15 protein-coding genes and 1 tRNA gene are annotated in these 15,520 nt (G+C 59.0%); 12 read left to right on the forward strand and 4 right to left on the reverse strand.

Annotated features, from left to right (window positions below):
* The first annotated feature begins 19 nt into the window (after positions 1 to 19).
* The 7 genes from AB5Y99_RS02545 to AB5Y99_RS02575 all read left to right on the forward strand — a co-directional run bounded on the left by AB5Y99_RS02545 (position 20) and on the right by AB5Y99_RS02575 (position 6,281).
* Positions 20 to 1,117: an extracellular solute-binding protein gene (locus AB5Y99_RS02545; protein ID WP_368208646.1), complete on the forward strand. Its 1,098-nt coding sequence runs from the start codon at positions 20 to 22 to the stop codon at positions 1,115 to 1,117.
* A gap of 119 nt (positions 1,118 to 1,236) precedes the next feature.
* Positions 1,237 to 2,322, forward strand: a complete 1,086-nt coding sequence (locus AB5Y99_RS02550; RefSeq protein ID WP_005355476.1) for a polyamine ABC transporter substrate-binding protein — start codon at positions 1,237 to 1,239, stop codon at positions 2,320 to 2,322.
* A 78-nt stretch (positions 2,323 to 2,400) separates the two neighbouring features.
* The gene (potA, locus tag AB5Y99_RS02555; RefSeq protein ID WP_005340704.1) at positions 2,401 to 3,555 is read left to right on the forward strand and encodes a polyamine ABC transporter ATP-binding protein; all 1,155 of its coding nucleotides are present in this window, start codon (positions 2,401 to 2,403) and stop codon (positions 3,553 to 3,555) included.
* Positions 3,552 to 4,457: an ABC transporter permease subunit gene (locus tag AB5Y99_RS02560; protein WP_368208614.1), complete on the forward strand. Its 906-nt coding sequence runs from the start codon at positions 3,552 to 3,554 to the stop codon at positions 4,455 to 4,457. Before potA ends, AB5Y99_RS02560 begins: the two co-directional genes overlap by 4 nt.
* The gene (locus AB5Y99_RS02565) at positions 4,457 to 5,299 is read left to right on the forward strand and encodes an ABC transporter permease subunit (protein WP_031227712.1); all 843 of its coding nucleotides are present in this window, start codon (positions 4,457 to 4,459) and stop codon (positions 5,297 to 5,299) included. The genes AB5Y99_RS02560 and AB5Y99_RS02565 overlap by 1 nt, the downstream gene beginning before the upstream one ends.
* 45 nt (positions 5,300 to 5,344) lie before the next feature.
* Positions 5,345 to 6,049: an MOSC domain-containing protein gene (locus AB5Y99_RS02570; protein WP_368208616.1), complete on the forward strand. Its 705-nt coding sequence runs from the start codon at positions 5,345 to 5,347 to the stop codon at positions 6,047 to 6,049.
* Between the two features lie 155 nt (positions 6,050 to 6,204).
* Positions 6,205 to 6,281 (forward strand) — tRNA-Pro (locus AB5Y99_RS02575).
* A gap of 260 nt (positions 6,282 to 6,541) precedes the next feature.
* Here the strand turns inward: AB5Y99_RS02575 and AB5Y99_RS02580 are convergent.
* Positions 6,542 to 7,069 carry a hypothetical protein gene (locus AB5Y99_RS02580; RefSeq protein WP_005356927.1) on the reverse strand — a complete coding sequence of 176 codons (528 nt, stop codon included), beginning with the start codon at positions 7,067 to 7,069 and terminating at the stop codon, positions 6,542 to 6,544.
* Positions 7,070 to 7,193: 124 nt separating this feature from the next.
* Entirely contained in the window at positions 7,194 to 7,658 is a 465-nt protein-coding gene (locus AB5Y99_RS02585) for a thioesterase family protein (RefSeq protein WP_042054246.1), read from the reverse strand.
* 133 nt (positions 7,659 to 7,791) lie between these two features.
* On the opposite strand from AB5Y99_RS02585, the gene recQ reads away from it, so the two are divergent.
* Positions 7,792 to 9,627 carry an ATP-dependent DNA helicase RecQ gene (gene recQ / locus AB5Y99_RS02590; RefSeq protein ID WP_368208618.1) on the forward strand — a complete coding sequence of 612 codons (1,836 nt, stop codon included), beginning with the start codon at positions 7,792 to 7,794 and terminating at the stop codon, positions 9,625 to 9,627.
* Between the two features lie 67 nt (positions 9,628 to 9,694).
* Here recQ and AB5Y99_RS02595 read toward each other — a convergent pair whose 3' ends face one another.
* On the reverse strand, positions 9,695 to 9,997 hold the full coding sequence (locus AB5Y99_RS02595) for a cytochrome c (protein ID WP_005340687.1): 303 nt from the start codon (positions 9,995 to 9,997) through the stop codon (positions 9,695 to 9,697).
* A 105-nt stretch (positions 9,998 to 10,102) separates the two neighbouring features.
* Here AB5Y99_RS02595 and AB5Y99_RS02600 point away from each other — a divergent pair, with 105 nt between their 5' ends.
* From AB5Y99_RS02600 to AB5Y99_RS02610, 3 genes are all read left to right on the forward strand, one after another.
* Positions 10,103 to 11,530 carry a YdiU family protein gene (locus tag AB5Y99_RS02600; protein ID WP_368208620.1) on the forward strand — a complete coding sequence of 476 codons (1,428 nt, stop codon included), beginning with the start codon at positions 10,103 to 10,105 and terminating at the stop codon, positions 11,528 to 11,530.
* A 10-nt stretch (positions 11,531 to 11,540) separates the two neighbouring features.
* Entirely contained in the window at positions 11,541 to 11,828 is a 288-nt protein-coding gene (locus AB5Y99_RS02605; protein ID WP_368208622.1) for a DUF3630 family protein, read from the forward strand.
* Positions 11,829 to 11,987: 159 nt separating this feature from the next.
* The gene (locus AB5Y99_RS02610) at positions 11,988 to 12,662 is read left to right on the forward strand and encodes a 7-cyano-7-deazaguanine/7-aminomethyl-7-deazaguanine transporter (protein WP_005340680.1); all 675 of its coding nucleotides are present in this window, start codon (positions 11,988 to 11,990) and stop codon (positions 12,660 to 12,662) included.
* A 270-nt stretch (positions 12,663 to 12,932) separates the two neighbouring features.
* Here AB5Y99_RS02610 and rraA read toward each other — a convergent pair whose 3' ends face one another.
* Entirely contained in the window at positions 12,933 to 13,418 is a 486-nt protein-coding gene (gene rraA, locus AB5Y99_RS02615; RefSeq protein WP_005340678.1) for a ribonuclease E activity regulator RraA, read from the reverse strand.
* A gap of 146 nt (positions 13,419 to 13,564) precedes the next feature.
* On the opposite strand from rraA, the gene AB5Y99_RS02620 reads away from it, so the two are divergent.
* Positions 13,565 to 15,418 carry a methyl-accepting chemotaxis protein gene (locus AB5Y99_RS02620; protein WP_368208623.1) on the forward strand — a complete coding sequence of 618 codons (1,854 nt, stop codon included), beginning with the start codon at positions 13,565 to 13,567 and terminating at the stop codon, positions 15,416 to 15,418.
* Positions 15,419 to 15,520 lie beyond the last annotated feature (102 nt).

The raw sequence follows: 15,520 nt of genomic DNA on the forward strand, positions 1-15,520 counted from the left end.
TGCTTAGGAGACAAGGATGATGTCTTTCAAAACAGGAGTGATCGCTGCCTCTGTGGCTCTGGTCATGGCAAGTGCCGGAGCAATGGCTGAAGAGAAGGTGCTGCACGTCTACAACTGGAGCGACTACATAGCGCCGGATACCCTGGATAACTTCCAGAAGGAGACGGGGATCAAGGTTGTCTATGACGTGTTCGACAGTAACGAGGTACTGGAAGCCAAGTTGCTGGCGGGTAGCTCGGGCTACGACATCGTGGTGCCATCCAACCCCTTCCTGGCCAAGCAGATTAAGGCGGGCGTGTTCCAGAAACTGGACAAGTCCAAGCTCTCCAACTGGCAAAACATGGATGTCGACCTGCTCAAGGCGCTCGAGCCGAGCGATCCGGGCAACCAGTACTCCATCCCCTATCTGTGGGGCACCATCGGATATGCCTACAACGCCGAGAAGGTGAAAGCCGTGCTGGGGGCCGATGCCTCGGTCAACTCCTGGGATCTGGTGTTCAAGCCGGAGAACATGGCCAAGTTGAAAGAGTGTGGCGTCTCCTTCCTCGATTCCCCGACCGAAATGCTGCCGGCTGCCCTGCAATATCTGGGCTTCAAACCGGATAGCCAGAAACCGGCCGAGCTGAAGAAGGCTGAGGAGCTGTTCCTCTCCATCCGTCCCTATACCGCCTATTTCCACTCCTCCAAGTACATCTCGGATCTGGCCAACGGCAACCTCTGCGTAGCGGTCGGTTACTCCGGTGACTTGCAGCAGTCCAAGGCGCGGGCAGCCGAGGCCAAGAATGGCATCGCGCTCACCTACACCATTCCGAAAGAGGGGGCAGGCAGCTTCTTTGACATGATCGCCATTCCGGCGGATGCCAAGAACGTCGAGGCGGCCCACACCTTCATCAACTACCTGATGAAGCCGGAGGTGATCGCCAATATCACCAACGTGGTGCAGTTCCCGAACGGCAACAAGGCGGCGACCCCGCTGGTGGATGAGGCGATCCGTACCGATCCGGGTATCTACCCTGATGCGGCGACCCTGCAGAAGATCTACACCTTCCCGGATCTGCCGGCCAAGGTGCAGCGTCTGATGACCCGCAGCTGGACCAAGATCAAGTCCGGCAAGTAAGTAACGAATGCCCCTCCCGGTCCGCAGTTCGGCCGGGAGGGTAGTGATGCCATCCATCCGGATGGGCCGCGCGAATGGATGCGCAGACGGTCAACCACTGAAACAGGAGAACTGACACCGTGAATACAACCAGATTGCTAACCATAGCGCTGACCATGGGATTGGCGAATGTGGCCCAGGCTGCCCCTGTGCTGCACTTCTACAACTGGTCTGACTATATCGGCGAGACCACCCTCAGCGATTTCCAGCAGGCGACCGGGATCAAGACCGTCTATGACGTGTTTGACTCCAACGAGACCCTGGAAGGCAAGTTGCTGACGGGGCGGACCGGTTACGATCTGGTGGTGCCCTCCAATAATTTCCTGGCCAAGCAGATTAAGGCGGGAGCCTTCCAGAAGCTGGATAAATCCCTGCTGCCCAATCTGGCCAACCTGGATCCCGTGCTGCTCAAGCAGCTCGACAAGGTGGATCCGGGTCATCAGTACGCGGTGCCCTATCTGTGGGGGACCAACGGCATTGGCTACAACGTCGACAAAATCAAGGCGGTGCTGGGGGTCGACAAGATTGACTCCTGGGCCACCATCTTCGAACCGGAAAATATGGCGAAACTCTCTCGCTGCGGCGTCGCCTTCCTCGACTCTGCCGACGAGATGATCCCTGCTGCCCTCAACTACCTCGGGCTCGATCCCAACAGTCATGCGACGGGGGATATCAAGCAGGCCGAGGCGCTGCTGCTCAAGGTACGGCCCTATGTGGCCTACTTCCACTCCTCCAAATACATCGGCGATCTCGCCAATGGCGACATCTGCGTGGCAGCCGGTTTTTCCGGCGACATCCTGCAAGCCGCTGCCCGCGCCGATGAAGCTGGCAAGGGGGTGAAAATTGCCTACAGCATTCCGAAAGAGGGGGGCAATCTCTGGTTCGACATGATGGCGATCCCGTCCGATGCCACCAATGTCAAAGAGGCGCACGCCCTCATCAACTACGTCCTGCAGCCCGAAGTGATCGCCAAGGTCAGCGACTATGTGGGCTACGCGAATCCCAACTCAAGGGCGGGCGAGTTTATGGATGAGGCGGTGCGCAACAATGAGGAGGTATATCCCCCTCAAGCCGTGCTGGAGCGACTCTATGTGCAGGAAGCACATCCCCGCTCGGTACAGCGTCTAATCACCCGGAGTTGGACCAAGATCAAGTCCGGTACCTAACCTTGGTGCCCGTTCGGGGGCGCCAAATCGCTTTTATGAATCGGCCGCAAGGCTGGTATCACGTTGGGGAGTTTGGTAATGGCGATAGCCTCCAGTGCCTACAAGAAAGCCCTCGAGGGCAGTCAGCAGCGCAAAGAAGTGCTGGTGAAAATTGATCGGGTAAGCAAGCAGTTCGACGAAACGCTGGCGGTCGATAACGTATCTCTCAATATTCACAAGGGAGAGATTTTCGCCCTGCTCGGTGGCTCCGGTTCCGGCAAATCGACCCTGCTGCGGATGCTGGCCGGTTTCGAGCGCCCGACCGAGGGGCGGCTGTTCCTCGACGGGGTCGACATCACCGACATGCCCCCCTATGAACGCCCCATCAACATGATGTTCCAGTCCTACGCCCTGTTCCCCCATATGACGGTGGCCCAGAACATCGCCTTTGGCCTCAAGCAGGATGGCCTGCCCAAGGCCGAGATCGATGCCCGGGTGGAGGAGATGCTCAAGCTGGTACAGATGACCCAGTATGCCCGTCGCAAACCGCATCAGCTCTCCGGTGGCCAGCGCCAGCGGGTGGCGCTGGCCCGTTCCCTGGCCAAGCGTCCCAAGTTGCTGCTGCTGGATGAACCCATGGGGGCGCTCGACAAGAAGCTGCGTTCCAAGATGCAGCTGGAGCTGGTAGAGATCATCGAGCGGGTCGGGGTTACCTGCGTCATGGTGACCCACGATCAGGAAGAGGCCATGACCATGGCGGAGCGGATCGCCATCATGCACCTCGGCTGCATCGAGCAGATCGGCAGCCCGATGGATATCTACGAGACCCCAGCCAGTCGGCTGGTGTGCGAGTTTATCGGCAACGTCAACCTGTTCGACGGCCTGCTGGTGGAGGATGAGCAGGACCACGCCACCATCGCCTGCGCCGATCTGGAGCAGCCCATCTATGTGGGCCACGGCATCAGCTCCCGCGCCGAAAACAAGAAGGTGACCTACGCCCTGCGGCCGGAAAAATTGCTGATGAGTCTGCAAAAGCCGGAGGAGATCGAGCACCCGGACTTCAACTGGACCAAGGGTGAGGTCTATGACATCGCCTATCTGGGCGGTCACTCGGTTTATCACATTCAGCTGCCCTCGGGCAAAATCGTTCAGGCTTTCATCGCCAATGCCGAACGCCACGGCAAGCGGCCAACCTGGGATGACCAGGTGTTCCTCTACTGGGAAGATGACAGCGGCGTGGTGCTGCAATCATGAAGTTCTTGCAACGACTGAAGCGGGTCGGGGGGCGCCGACTGGTGATCGGCATCCCCTTCTTCTGGCTGTTCCTCTTCTTCCTGCTGCCCTTCGTCATCGTGGTGAAGATCAGTTTTGCGGAAGCGGATGTGGCGATCCCGCCCTACACCGATGTGGTGAGCTGGGCCGACAATCAGCTCACCATCCTGCTCAACATGGGCAACTACTTGCTGCTGCAGGAGGATGAGCTCTATATCGCTGCCTATCTGGGCTCCCTCAAGATGGCCTTCGTCAGCACTTTGCTCTGCCTGCTGATTGGCTATCCGATGGCCTACTCCATCGCCCGGGCCAACAAGGAGACCCAGACCGTTCTGCTGCTGCTGATCATGATGCCGACCTGGACCGCCATTCTGATCCGGGTCTATGCGTGGATGGGGATCCTCAGCAACAACGGCCTGCTCAATAGCGTCTTGCTGGGGATCGGGGTGATCGACGCGCCGCTGCAGATCCTCAACACCAACCTGGCGGTCTATATCGGCATCGTTTACTCCTACCTGCCCTTCATGGTGCTGCCGCTCTACGCCAATCTGGTCAAACATGACCAGAGCCTGCTGGAGGCTGCTTCCGATCTGGGGGCCCGCAACCTGACCCGGTTCTGGCAGATCACTGTGCCGCTCTCCAAGAACGGCATCATCGCCGGCTGCATGCTGGTGTTCATTCCGGTGGTGGGGGAGTTCGTTATTCCGGAAATGCTGGGTGGCCCGGAGACCCTGATGATCGGCAAGGTGTTGTGGCAGGAGTTCTTCAACAACCGCGACTGGCCGGTTGCCTCTGCGTTGGCGGTAGTGATGCTGGCGGTGCTGATTATTCCGATCATCCTCTTCAACCGTAACCAGGCCAAAGAGCTGGAGGGCAAGGCATGATGAGACGTTTTGGTTTTGCCAAGCTGATGCTCTGGCTGGGGCTGCTGTTTATCTACCTGCCCATGATCATCATGGTGATCTACTCCTTCAACGCCTCCAAGCTGGTGACGGTGTGGGGTGGCTGGTCGCTCAAGTGGTATTTCGGCCTGCTCGACAACAAACAGCTGATCGGATCTGTGTTCCGCTCGCTGGAGATCGCCTTCTACACCGCGATCGCCGCGGTGGCGCTGGGGACGGTGGCGGCCTTCGTGCTGACCCGTATTCCCCACTTCCGTGGTCGCACCCTGTTCGGCGGCATGGTGACGGCGCCGCTGGTGATGCCCGAGGTGATCACCGGTTTGTCGCTGCTGCTGCTGTTCGTGGCCATGGCCCAGCTGGTGGGCTGGCCCGCCGAGCGGGGCATGTTGACCATCTGGATCGCCCACACTACCTTCTGTACCGCCTACGTGGCGATCGTGGTGTCGGCGCGGTTGCGGGAGCTGGATCTCTCCATCGAGGAGGCGGCCATGGATCTTGGCGCCAAGCCGTGGAAGGTGTTCTTCCTGATCACCATCCCGATGATCGCCCCCTCGCTGGCGGCAGGTGGCATGATGTCGTTCGCCCTGTCGCTCGATGATCTGGTGCTGGCGAGCTTCGTCTCCGGCCCGGGCTCCACAACCTTGCCGATGGAGGTCTTCTCGGCGGTGCGGCTCGGGGTAAAACCCGAGATCAACGCAGTGGCCAGCCTGATCCTGCTGTCGGTATCGCTCTTTACCTTCGGCAGCTGGTATCTGATGGCCAGGGCGGAGAAGCGCCGTCGCGCCGAGATCGCCATGACCACCCAGATGCAGGCCGTCGTCTGATGGCATGATAAGATCCGCCTACTCTCGTCAACCTGGAGGATGAGTATGCGGATCTCCCTTTTTAGCGGTCGTGGCACCGAGCTGGTGCCCGGCCTCACCAGCGCCATTCACAAGCAACCGATCTCTGCACCAGTTCGCTGTACCTTTGCCGGTCTGGAAGGGGATGAACAGTGTGACCTGCGCCACCACGGTGGCCCGGATCGGGCGCTCCACTACTATCCTGCCGATCACTATCTCTGGTGGCAGACCTGGCAAACCGCACTGGGCTTGCCTGCGCCACGTACACCCTGGCAACCTGCCGCCTTTGGCGAGAACCTCTCCGGTATCGGGCTGACCGAGGCGCAAGCCTGCATTGGCGATGTCTATCGACTCGGCGAGGCGCTGATCCAGATCAGCCAGCCGAGATCCCCCTGCTTCAGGCTCAACCAGCGCTTTGGCTATGGCCAGATGTCGCAGGTGATGCAGCTAAATGGCCGTTGTGGCTGGCTGCTGCGGGTGCTGGAGGAGGGGATGGTGTCGCCGGAGCCGACCATGGAGTTGGTGGACAGGCCTTATCCAGAGCTGACGGTGAAGCGCACGGCGGATATCCTGTTCAATCAGGTGCGCAATGAAGCGGATCTGCTGATGCTGCTGGAGAATCCTGCTCTCTCCCCCAACTGGCGCCAGCATGCAGCCGACTGGCTGGAGCATGGCACTGTGGCTGACTGGCAGCGCCGTCTGCTGGGGCCTGCATCCCTGCGCCTGGCCTGACGGCCGGTTGCCGGAATGTCATCAGCTGGCTGCAGTCCGGTAAACGGGTGAAAAGAGTGCTGAATAGTTGAGCGAACAGCACTTTTTTTCCTGCAAAATGCAAAAAAGGCTTGTGTCAGGTCGGGGCTTTCGGTAAATTCCCGTCCCGCAGACATCGGTGTGTAGCGCAGCTTGGTAGCGCACTTCGTTCGGGACGAAGGGGTCGGAGGTTCGAATCCTCTCACACCGACCAAATTTGAAAAGGCCGCTCAATAGAGCGGCCTTTTTGCATTTATCCTTCCTGTTTTCCCGATTTTCTTTGGCTGCTGACCTGTTACCTGGCCAAGTGACCTGACCTGCTGTATGCAGGGGCGAAGCAAGACCACAGACATTAAAAGGGCCACCGCTCGGTGGCCCATCGGTGGAGTCTGATCCTGACTCCGGCACTCTAGATTGTGGCAATCTCGCTATGGGTCTTGTCTATGGTGCCCTCCTTGCGCGCCAGGCGCTTACTCAGATATGCCAGTGCTGATGCCGCAAAGCCTTGAAACTGTGTTGAGGCAGCAAGGCCGCGTGCTTGGGGTACTCACTAATGAAATGTTCTATTCCCTCCATCAGTTGTGCACGTAATGAAATAACGGGCTCATGCCAGGCTTGCAGGCATAGATGGCCGGGGATCAACTGCTCCTGATAATCTTCCAGCAGCTGTTCTGGCCAGGGTTCAATACCGGAATTGCGTTGCAGCAAATAGTGGGCGGCGGGTTCACGGGCATAAATGAACTGAATTTGGGCCAGATCGCGTTGGCATAGCGTTTGACTGTTGATATGACAGGTCAAATATTTTCCCGTTTTCAGATCCAGAAAGTGACCGCGTTGCCGACAGGGAACGATGCGATACCAAGGCAGGGGTGAGGAGAGAGAATACCCCTCAAGCTCCTGTTCCAACCAGTGGCGACACTCGGGTGTCTGCACCTCGTCGAGCATGGACTCGAGCTGTGTCAACAAGGCTCTGGATGGTTTGATGGCCAGTTTCGCACTCATCGCCTGCAATCCTCCCTCTGCACACAATCCCGACTATCAGTATGGACCTTGTTCGGCCAGAGGGGGTAAGGAATCTAATGATTAAAAGTAGATTAGCCGCGTGGTTTTTATGCACTAACTTGGTTCAACCCACCAGATAGGTACCAGTGCCGAAGGCGATGTGGGTGCCCTCTTCGTTGTGCAGCTCCATCCGGGCGACGGCCACCTTGCTGCCAGCCCGGATGATGTGGGCGGTGGCGATAAACTCGTTGCCGCGTCCCGGGCGCAGGTAATCCACCCGCAGATCGATAGTGCCTAGGCGGGCGAAGCGCTCCTTGAGATAACTGGGGGAGAACTCCTCCAGCTCGTCGATGCAGGAAGCGGCGACGATCATGCCGCCCGCTACATCCAGCAGCGTGGCGGTGACGCCGCCGTGCAAGATGTTGTGGAAGGGGTTGCCGATTAGCTTGTCGTCCATCTTGATGCGCAGTTCCACCTTGTCGAAGTCGTAGTGGGTCACCTGCATGCCGATCAGCTTGTTGAAGGGCATCTTCTCGGCAAACAGGTTGGCAATGCCACTGAGCGCCATCTTCTTGAGCATCTGTTTCATTCTCTGATCCCAATCCTTGTCATCAAAGCCGAGTAAAAACTCCAGCCAGTCTGCAACAGTTCCTTAACAGTCGCAATGGCAGGTTTATTGTGGGCGGCGGCTGCTTTAGAATGGCGACCCCAAAGGAGAGCCCATGACCGCGATTGCCGAAACCCTGCCAGATCCTCAGCCAGAGAGTCCGCTTGCCCTGCTGCAGGCGGTCTTTGGCTATCAGCAGTTTCGGCCGGGCCAGCTCGAGATCATCGAGCAGATCGTCGCGGGGCGCGATGCGCTGGTGCTCAAGCCCACCGGTGGCGGCAAGTCGCTCTGCTATCAGATCCCGGCACTGCTGCGGCCCGGGCTCGGGGTGGTGGTCTCTCCCCTTATTTCGCTGATGAAGGATCAGGTCGACAGCCTGCGCGCCAACGGTGTGGCGGCGGTCTACATCAACTCTGCCCTCAGTCGGGAGGAGATGATCCAGAACTTCGCCGCCATGCGCCGCGGCGAGATTAAGCTGGTCTATGTCTCCCCCGAGCGCTTGCTGCAGCACGAGTTTATGGATCGGCTGGCGGAGCTGCCGCTCGGGCTGTTCGCCATCGACGAGGCGCACTGCGTCTCCCAGTGGGGCCACGATTTCCGGCCTGAGTATGCGGCGCTGGGGCGACTCAAGCAGTGGTTCCCGCAGGTGCCGGTGGTGGCGCTAACTGCGACTGCCGACGAGGCGACCCGCAGTGACATGCTGCACCGCCTCGAGCTGAACGATCCCTTTATCCACACCGCCAGCTTCGATCGCCCCAATATCCGTTACAGCCTGGTGGAGAAGTTCAAGGCGGCCGAGCAGTTGCTGCGTTACGTGCAGAGCCAGAAGGGCAACTGCGGCATCGTCTACTGCTCCAGCCGCAACCGGGTGGAGGAGGTGGCCGAGCGGCTATCCCGCCACGGCTGCAAAGCGGCGCCCTATCATGCGGGGCTGCCGCTCGAGCAGCGCCAGCAGACCCAGGATGCCTTCCTCAAGGATGACATCGAGATAGTGGTGGCGACGGTGGCGTTCGGTATGGGTATCGACAAGCCCAACGTACGCTTCGTGGTGCACTACGACATTCCGAAGAACATCGAATCCTACTATCAGGAGACTGGTCGCGCCGGGCGCGATGGCACTCCTGCCGAGGCGCTGCTGCTCTACGATCCCGCCGACATCGGTCGGGTGCGCCGTCTGCTCGACAACATCGAGAACCCGCAGCAGTTGCAGGTGGAGCAGTACAAGCTCAACGTGATGGCGGCGTTTGCCGAGGCGCAAACCTGCCGCCGTCAGGTGCTGCTCAACTACTTCGGCGAGTACAACGACAAGCCGTGCGGCAACTGCGATATCTGCCTCGATCCGCCCAAAAGTTATGACGGCACCGAAGATGCCCAGAAGGCGCTCTCCTGCGTCTGGCGGGTGGGGCAGAATTTCGGGGTAGGTTATGTGGTGGAGGTGCTGCGCGGTTCCCTCAACCAGCGCATCAAGGATCACGGCCACGACAAGCTGTCGACCTACGGCATCGGCAAGGATCAGAGCCACGAATACTGGATGAGCGTGATCCGCCAGCTGATCCACAAGGGGCTGCTGACCCAGAACATCACCCGCAATCTGGTGCTGCAGCTGACCGAAGCTGCCCGTCCGGTACTGCGTGGCGAGGTGAAGCTGGAACTGGCGGTGCCCCGCCTGCAGCCTATCTCCAGCCGCAAGGAGAAGCGCAATGGCCTGCTCGACAACGCCAACTACGACAAGCGGTTGTTCAAGGAGCTGCGCGGCCTTCGCAAGCAGATTGCCGAGGATGAAGAGGTGCCGCCCTACGTGGTGTTCAACGATGCGACCCTGATTGAGATGGCTCAACTGATGCCGATGACCGAAGACGAGATGCTGGCTATCAACGGCGTCGGTCACCGCAAGCTGGAGCGCTTTGGCGAAGCCTTTATGGATCTGATCATCGACTACTGCCGTCGTTAGGGTCGATTAGGCAGCCTAATCGACCACGGTAAGCGCGGCGCGGAAGAACCAAGGGCCAGACGCGAGGTTATTTCAGGCTGGCGTAGAAGGCGGCTAAATTGTCGATATCCGCATCGGTCAGCGGCGCCATGAAGGGGTCCATCAAGGGCTCTTTGCGGGTGCCATCCTTGAACGCTTTCAACTGTTTCACCAGATAGGCGGCATTCTGACCCGCCAGATGGGGATAGTTGGGGATCATCGCCTTGCCTTCCACGCCGTGACAGGCGGCACAGACCGCCGCTTTGGCTTTGCCGGCTTCAATATCGGCAGCCTTGGCCTGATGACCCCACGCCAGTGCCAGCAAGGGCAGGGCATATACCCATTTTTGCATCTTCTTCTCCTTGAATTGAAAAATGATGGTTGCCAGTGAGCACAAGCATGGCTGACGGCAGTATAAAGAGTGACACGAGCATACGCAGGGACGAATGGCACAACCATGAAGTTGATCAACACTTTTGCGACCGAGTTGCCCTGGGCCTGTGAACCCGTGGTCCCCCAGCCGCTGCAGCAGCCCCGGTTGCTTCATCTCAACCGGGCTTTGCTGGATGAGTTGGGGCTGGGAGGCGTCAGCAAGGCTGACTGGATCGCCTGTTGTGGCGAGGGAAAAGTGCTGCCAGGCATGCAGCCGGTAGCGCAGGTCTATGCGGGCCATCAGTTTGGGGGTTATAGCCCGCGGCTTGGGGATGGTCGCGCGCTGCTGCTGGGTGAGCAGCTGGCGCCGGATGGCCAGCGCTGGGATCTCCACCTGAAGGGGGCAGGGAAGACGCCGTTCTCCCGTTTTGGTGACGGTCGCGCCGTGCTGCGCTCCAGTATCCGTGAGTATCTCGCCTCCGAAGCGCTCCATGCTCTCGGCATCCCGACCACGCGAGCGCTGGTGCTGGTGGGCAGTCAGGAGCCTGTTTATCGCGAGCAGGTTGAGAGCGGGGCGACCGTGCTGCGCACCGCCCCCAGCCATCTGCGCTTCGGCCATATCGAGTATTTCGCCTGGAGCGGGCAGGGAGAGAAGATCCCGCCACTCATCGACTATCTGCTGCGCCACCACTTCCCCGAGCTGGAGAGTGGCGCCGAACTGTTTGCCGAAGTGGTGCGCCGCACCGCGCGGTTGATTGCCAAATGGCAGGCTGCGGGGTTCTGTCACGGGGTAATGAATACCGACAACATGTCGCTGCTCGGCTTGACGCTGGATTACGGCCCCTACGGCTTTATCGATTCCTACGTGCCCGATTTTGTCTGCAACCACTCGGACCCTGCGGGCCGCTACGCGCTGGATCAGCAGCCCGCGGTCGGTTACTGGAATCTGCAAAAACTGGCGCAGGCGCTGGCTGGCCATGTAGACGGTGATGCGCTGGCTGCAGCGTTGGCCCAGTACGAGCAACAGCTGATGCTGCACTACTCCGAACTGATGCGGGCCAAACTCGGGCTGGCGGTGTGGGAGGAGGATGACCCGGCTCTGTTCCGCGAGCTGTTCCGGTTGCTGGCGGCTAACAAAGTGGATTACCACCTGTTCCTTCGCCGTCTCGGTGAGGTGACGCAAGAGGGGGGGGGGCCTGCATCTCTGCTGGCCCTGTTGCCTGAACCAGTGGGTTGGCAGGCGTGGCTGGAACGCTATCGGGCGCGGCTGATGCGCGAAGGCAGCGAGGATGCCGTGCGCAAGGCGCAGATGGATGCCATCAACCCCAAGTATGTGCTGCGCAATGCGCTGGCCCAGCAGGTGATAGACGCCGCCGACGCAGGGGATATGCAGCCGTTCGAGCGGCTGTTCGCCGCCTTGCAGCGCCCCTTTGATGAACAACCCGAATATGAGGATCTCGCCACCCCGACTCCGGCATGGTATTGCGGTGGTGAGCTCTCCTGCAGTAGCTGAGAGACAGGGAATGAGTTGGCAAATCAAACAGGTAGATAGCGAAGCTGGCGTGGTGACGCTGGATTGTCCGGCACTCGATTGGGACACGTTTCCGCTGTTGGCGCAGGCCTTGCTACGAGATTGGGAGCTGCAGCCGCTCGAGCAGGATGCGGGGGCCGACCGCCATAGCTGGTTGCTGGCGTTTGAAGAGAGTCAGTTTCGGCTGGAGTATGAACACTACAGCGGTTGCTGGCTGGAGGCGGTGCGCCCGGCGGATCGGGAGGCGCTGCTCTGGCTCGCCAGACAGCACAAGGTGTGACTATCGCCCACAAGGCCTGCTCTGCCGCTGGCCAACCTGGACAAGCGTAATCGCATAAAGATTGAACTATCGGTTTGGGGGCGTATAATCTCGCCCCTCGATTATCGCCAAGGGTGGCGATATGGGTTCCCTAACCCCATTAACCAAAAAGGTCACAAGATGAATCTGACCCCTGCGCAGTACCAAACGGCGCTCGTTCGCCTGTCGTTGTTCCACATCCTGATCATTGCCAGCAGCAACTATCTGGTGCAGCTGCCGATCACCGTGTTTGGCTTCCATACCACCTGGGGTGCGTTCAGCTTCCCGTTTATCTTCCTGGCGACCGACCTGACGGTGCGGATCTTCGGTGCCGGTCTGGCGCGCAAGATTATCCAGACCGTGATGCTGCCAGCACTGGCGGTCTCCTATGCGCTCTCCGTACTCTTCTTTGAAGGGAGCTTCCAGGGCGTTGGTCATCTGGCCGAGTTCAACCTGTTCGTAGCGCGTATCGCGCTGGCCAGCTTTATGGCCTATCTGGTAGGGCAGTTCATGGATGTGGTGGTGTTCAACCGCCTGCGTCTGCTCAAGCAGTGGTGGATTGCACCTGCGGCCTCCACCCTGTTCGGTAATCTGGTTGATACCATCGCTTTCTTCAGTGTGGCCTTCTGGCGCACCACAGATCCTTTCATGGCAGAGCACTGGGTCGAGATCGCAACCGTCGATTACGTATTCAAGTTGCTGATAAGCCTTGGTTTGTTCGTGCCGCTCTACGGTGTCTTGCTGCGCTACCTCAGCCGCAAGCTGGTGGGCGAGGCCGGATTATCCAGCCTGCAAACGGCCACCCGGCAAGCCTGACCAGATTGACCACCCTTCGCGGTGGTCAATTTTTTTGCACTTTCTGCAAATAGCGCTTGCTTGGTTAAATGAGAATGATTATTGTTAACTTGTTTTCCGGGAAAGACTTCATTCGTTCCAACGTGATGGACTTCTTGTGAAGGCACGACATTGCTCACATTGCTTCCAGTTAAGGGCCAGTTTATCTGGCCCTCTTTTTTTGTCATTTTTCAGCAAGTTGCAGGCATAAAAAACGGGAGCCAAGGCTCCCGTCGTCACGCTGTCTGTGGCTTACTCGATATCGAGTGCCTCGGGGGAGAGGATCACCCCTGTGGTATCGGCGTAGAGGTGGTCATCAGGCAGGAAGGTAACGCCACCGAAGTTGACCGGCAGATCGGTCTCCCCTACATCCTTGCTGTCGGCACCGACCGGAATGGCTGCCAGTGCCTGAATGCCGATATCCAGATCTTCCAGAATATCGACTTCGCGGACGCAGCCGTAGCAGACAATCCCTTCCCAATCGTTCTCTGCTGCTGTTGTGGCGATGTCGCTGTCGATCAGAGCGCGGCGCATGGAGCCACCGCCATCGATCAGCAAGACGCGTCCCAGTCCGTTCTCTTTGACGAGTTCACGGATCAGGCCATTCGATTCGAAGCATTTGACGGTGGTGATGACGCCGCCGAAAGAGGCGCGGCCGCCGAAGGAGCAGAGCATGGGTTCAAGCACATCCACCATGTCCTGATAGATGTCGCACAGTTCAGAAGTATTGTATTCCATAGTGTCAAATCCACGGCTGGAAACAGGTGCAACCAGTATAAGGAGTGGGTGTGGCATTTCAATGAATATTCCTTGCACAGATCACCTGTCGCCGCTTTTCTGCATAAGCTCAATGCAGTTCACTACCAGTTTGCGAGAGGTCCATCGTGCTTATCCGTCATAAGTTGATCCTGAATACCGTGCTGGTTGCCGTTGCCATGCTGGTACTGAGCGGCCTGTTTATCTACTCCAGCCAGGTGCACCGTCACCTGACCGAAGCCCAGCGCAATATCGACCAGCTGGAGATCGCCATGCTCAACCTGCGGCGGGCCGAGAAGGATTTTCTGATCCGCAAGGATATGACCTTCGTCGAGCGCTTCAATCAGGGGCTGTCAGACTTTCACCAGCACAATCGGGAGTTGGTGACCGATGACAATCTGGCTGCCGTCGAGGGGGAGCTGACCAGACTGGATCAGCAGATCAGCGGTTATGGCAAAGCCTTCAACGATCTGGTGGCCCAGCAGCAGAAGCTTGGTCTGGGGCCGGAGGAGGGGCTCTATGGCAAGTTGAGGGCGGCGGTACATGAGGTGGAGAATGGGCTCAAGCAGCTGGATCAGCAGGGGTTGCTCATCACCATGCTGCAACTGAGGCGGGCGGAGAAAGATTTCATGCTGCGCTCCGATATCCAGTATCTGGAGCGTTTCGAGACCTTGCACAAGAGTTTTCAGGATAGCCTTGCCACTTTGCCGGAGGCGGGTCGCGGCAAGCTGGAGCAGGCCAGCAAGCAGTACCGGCAGGACTTTGTGGCGCTGGTGCAGGGGATGCAGGTACTGGGGCTGAAAGAGGATGAGGGGCTGCGCAACCAGATGCGGGATCTGGTGCATCAGACCGAACAGGGGTTTGCCGCCGTCGATCAGCACATTGTCGCTGAGCTGGAGCGGCAGAGCGCTCGCCTCAACAGCCTGATGCTGGTCTGTGGCGGGGTGATTGTGGTGCTGATCGGCATCATGAGCGTGTTGCTGGGGCGCAGCATCGACCGTCCCATTACTCAGGTGAATGATACCGTCAACCGCATTCGTCAGGATAATGACCTGCGTCTGAAGATAGAGTTGCGCGGGGCAGATGAAATGGCCCAGCTGGCAGGCAATCTCGACGTGATGCTGGGCGGGTTTCGCGACCTGATCGGCGATGTGAAGCAGAGCGTGCACACCTTGACCGAAGCAGCGGATCACCTTTCGGCCAACGTCAAACGCACCAGTGAAGGGGCGGCGCGTCAGCTGCAGGAGACCGACATGGTGGCGACCGCGTCCACCGAGATGGGCTCCACCATCGAAGAAATCGCCCGCAATACCGAGCAGGCGGCAAACAATGCGCAGGCGACCAACAACAAGGCGATGGAGGGGCGGGCTGCGGTCGAGAATACTGTCGAGCAGATCCGCTCGCTGGCGGGCAATCTGGAGAGTTCATCCCGCGAGGTGAGCCAGCTGCAAAAAGAGAGCGAGACCATCGGCTCCGTGCTCGATGTGATCCGCGGCATTGCCGAGCAGACCAACCTGCTGGCCCTCAACGCAGCCATCGAAGCCGCTCGGGCAGGAGATCAGGGGCGCGGCTTTGCGGTGGTGGCCGATGAGGTGCGTAATCTGGCCATCCGTACCCAGAAATCGACCCAGGAGATTGCCGGCATCATCAGCTCGCTGCAGAAACAGACCGGCAGCATCGTCGAGGTGATGGCAACCTGCCGCGAGCAGGGCAACCGCAGCTCGGATCAGGCCAGTACCGCAGGGGAGTTGCTGGGGCAGATTACTCAGGATGTTACCCACATCATGGATATGAGCACCCAGATTGCGGCAGCCATCGAACAGCAGAGTCTGGTGGCCAACGAGGTGAACCGCAACGTCAACAACATCCGCGACATCGCCCAGGAGTCGAGCATCATGGCGGAGGAAAATGCGAGATCCAGCGAGGGCCTCAACGAGCAGGCCCAGCTGCTCAACAAGGCGGTGGCAAAATATCGGGTTTAGTGAGCGGACTGGCATCCTTATGAGGTTTTTACACCAGAGTGGCAATGATTTGATCGTAATGGCTGTTATTGGGGAAATTCGCTCATATAATCGCCGCCACTA

Source organism: Aeromonas sp. R4-2, assembly GCF_040908295.1.
GTDB lineage: Bacteria > Pseudomonadota > Gammaproteobacteria > Enterobacterales > Aeromonadaceae > Aeromonas > Aeromonas veronii.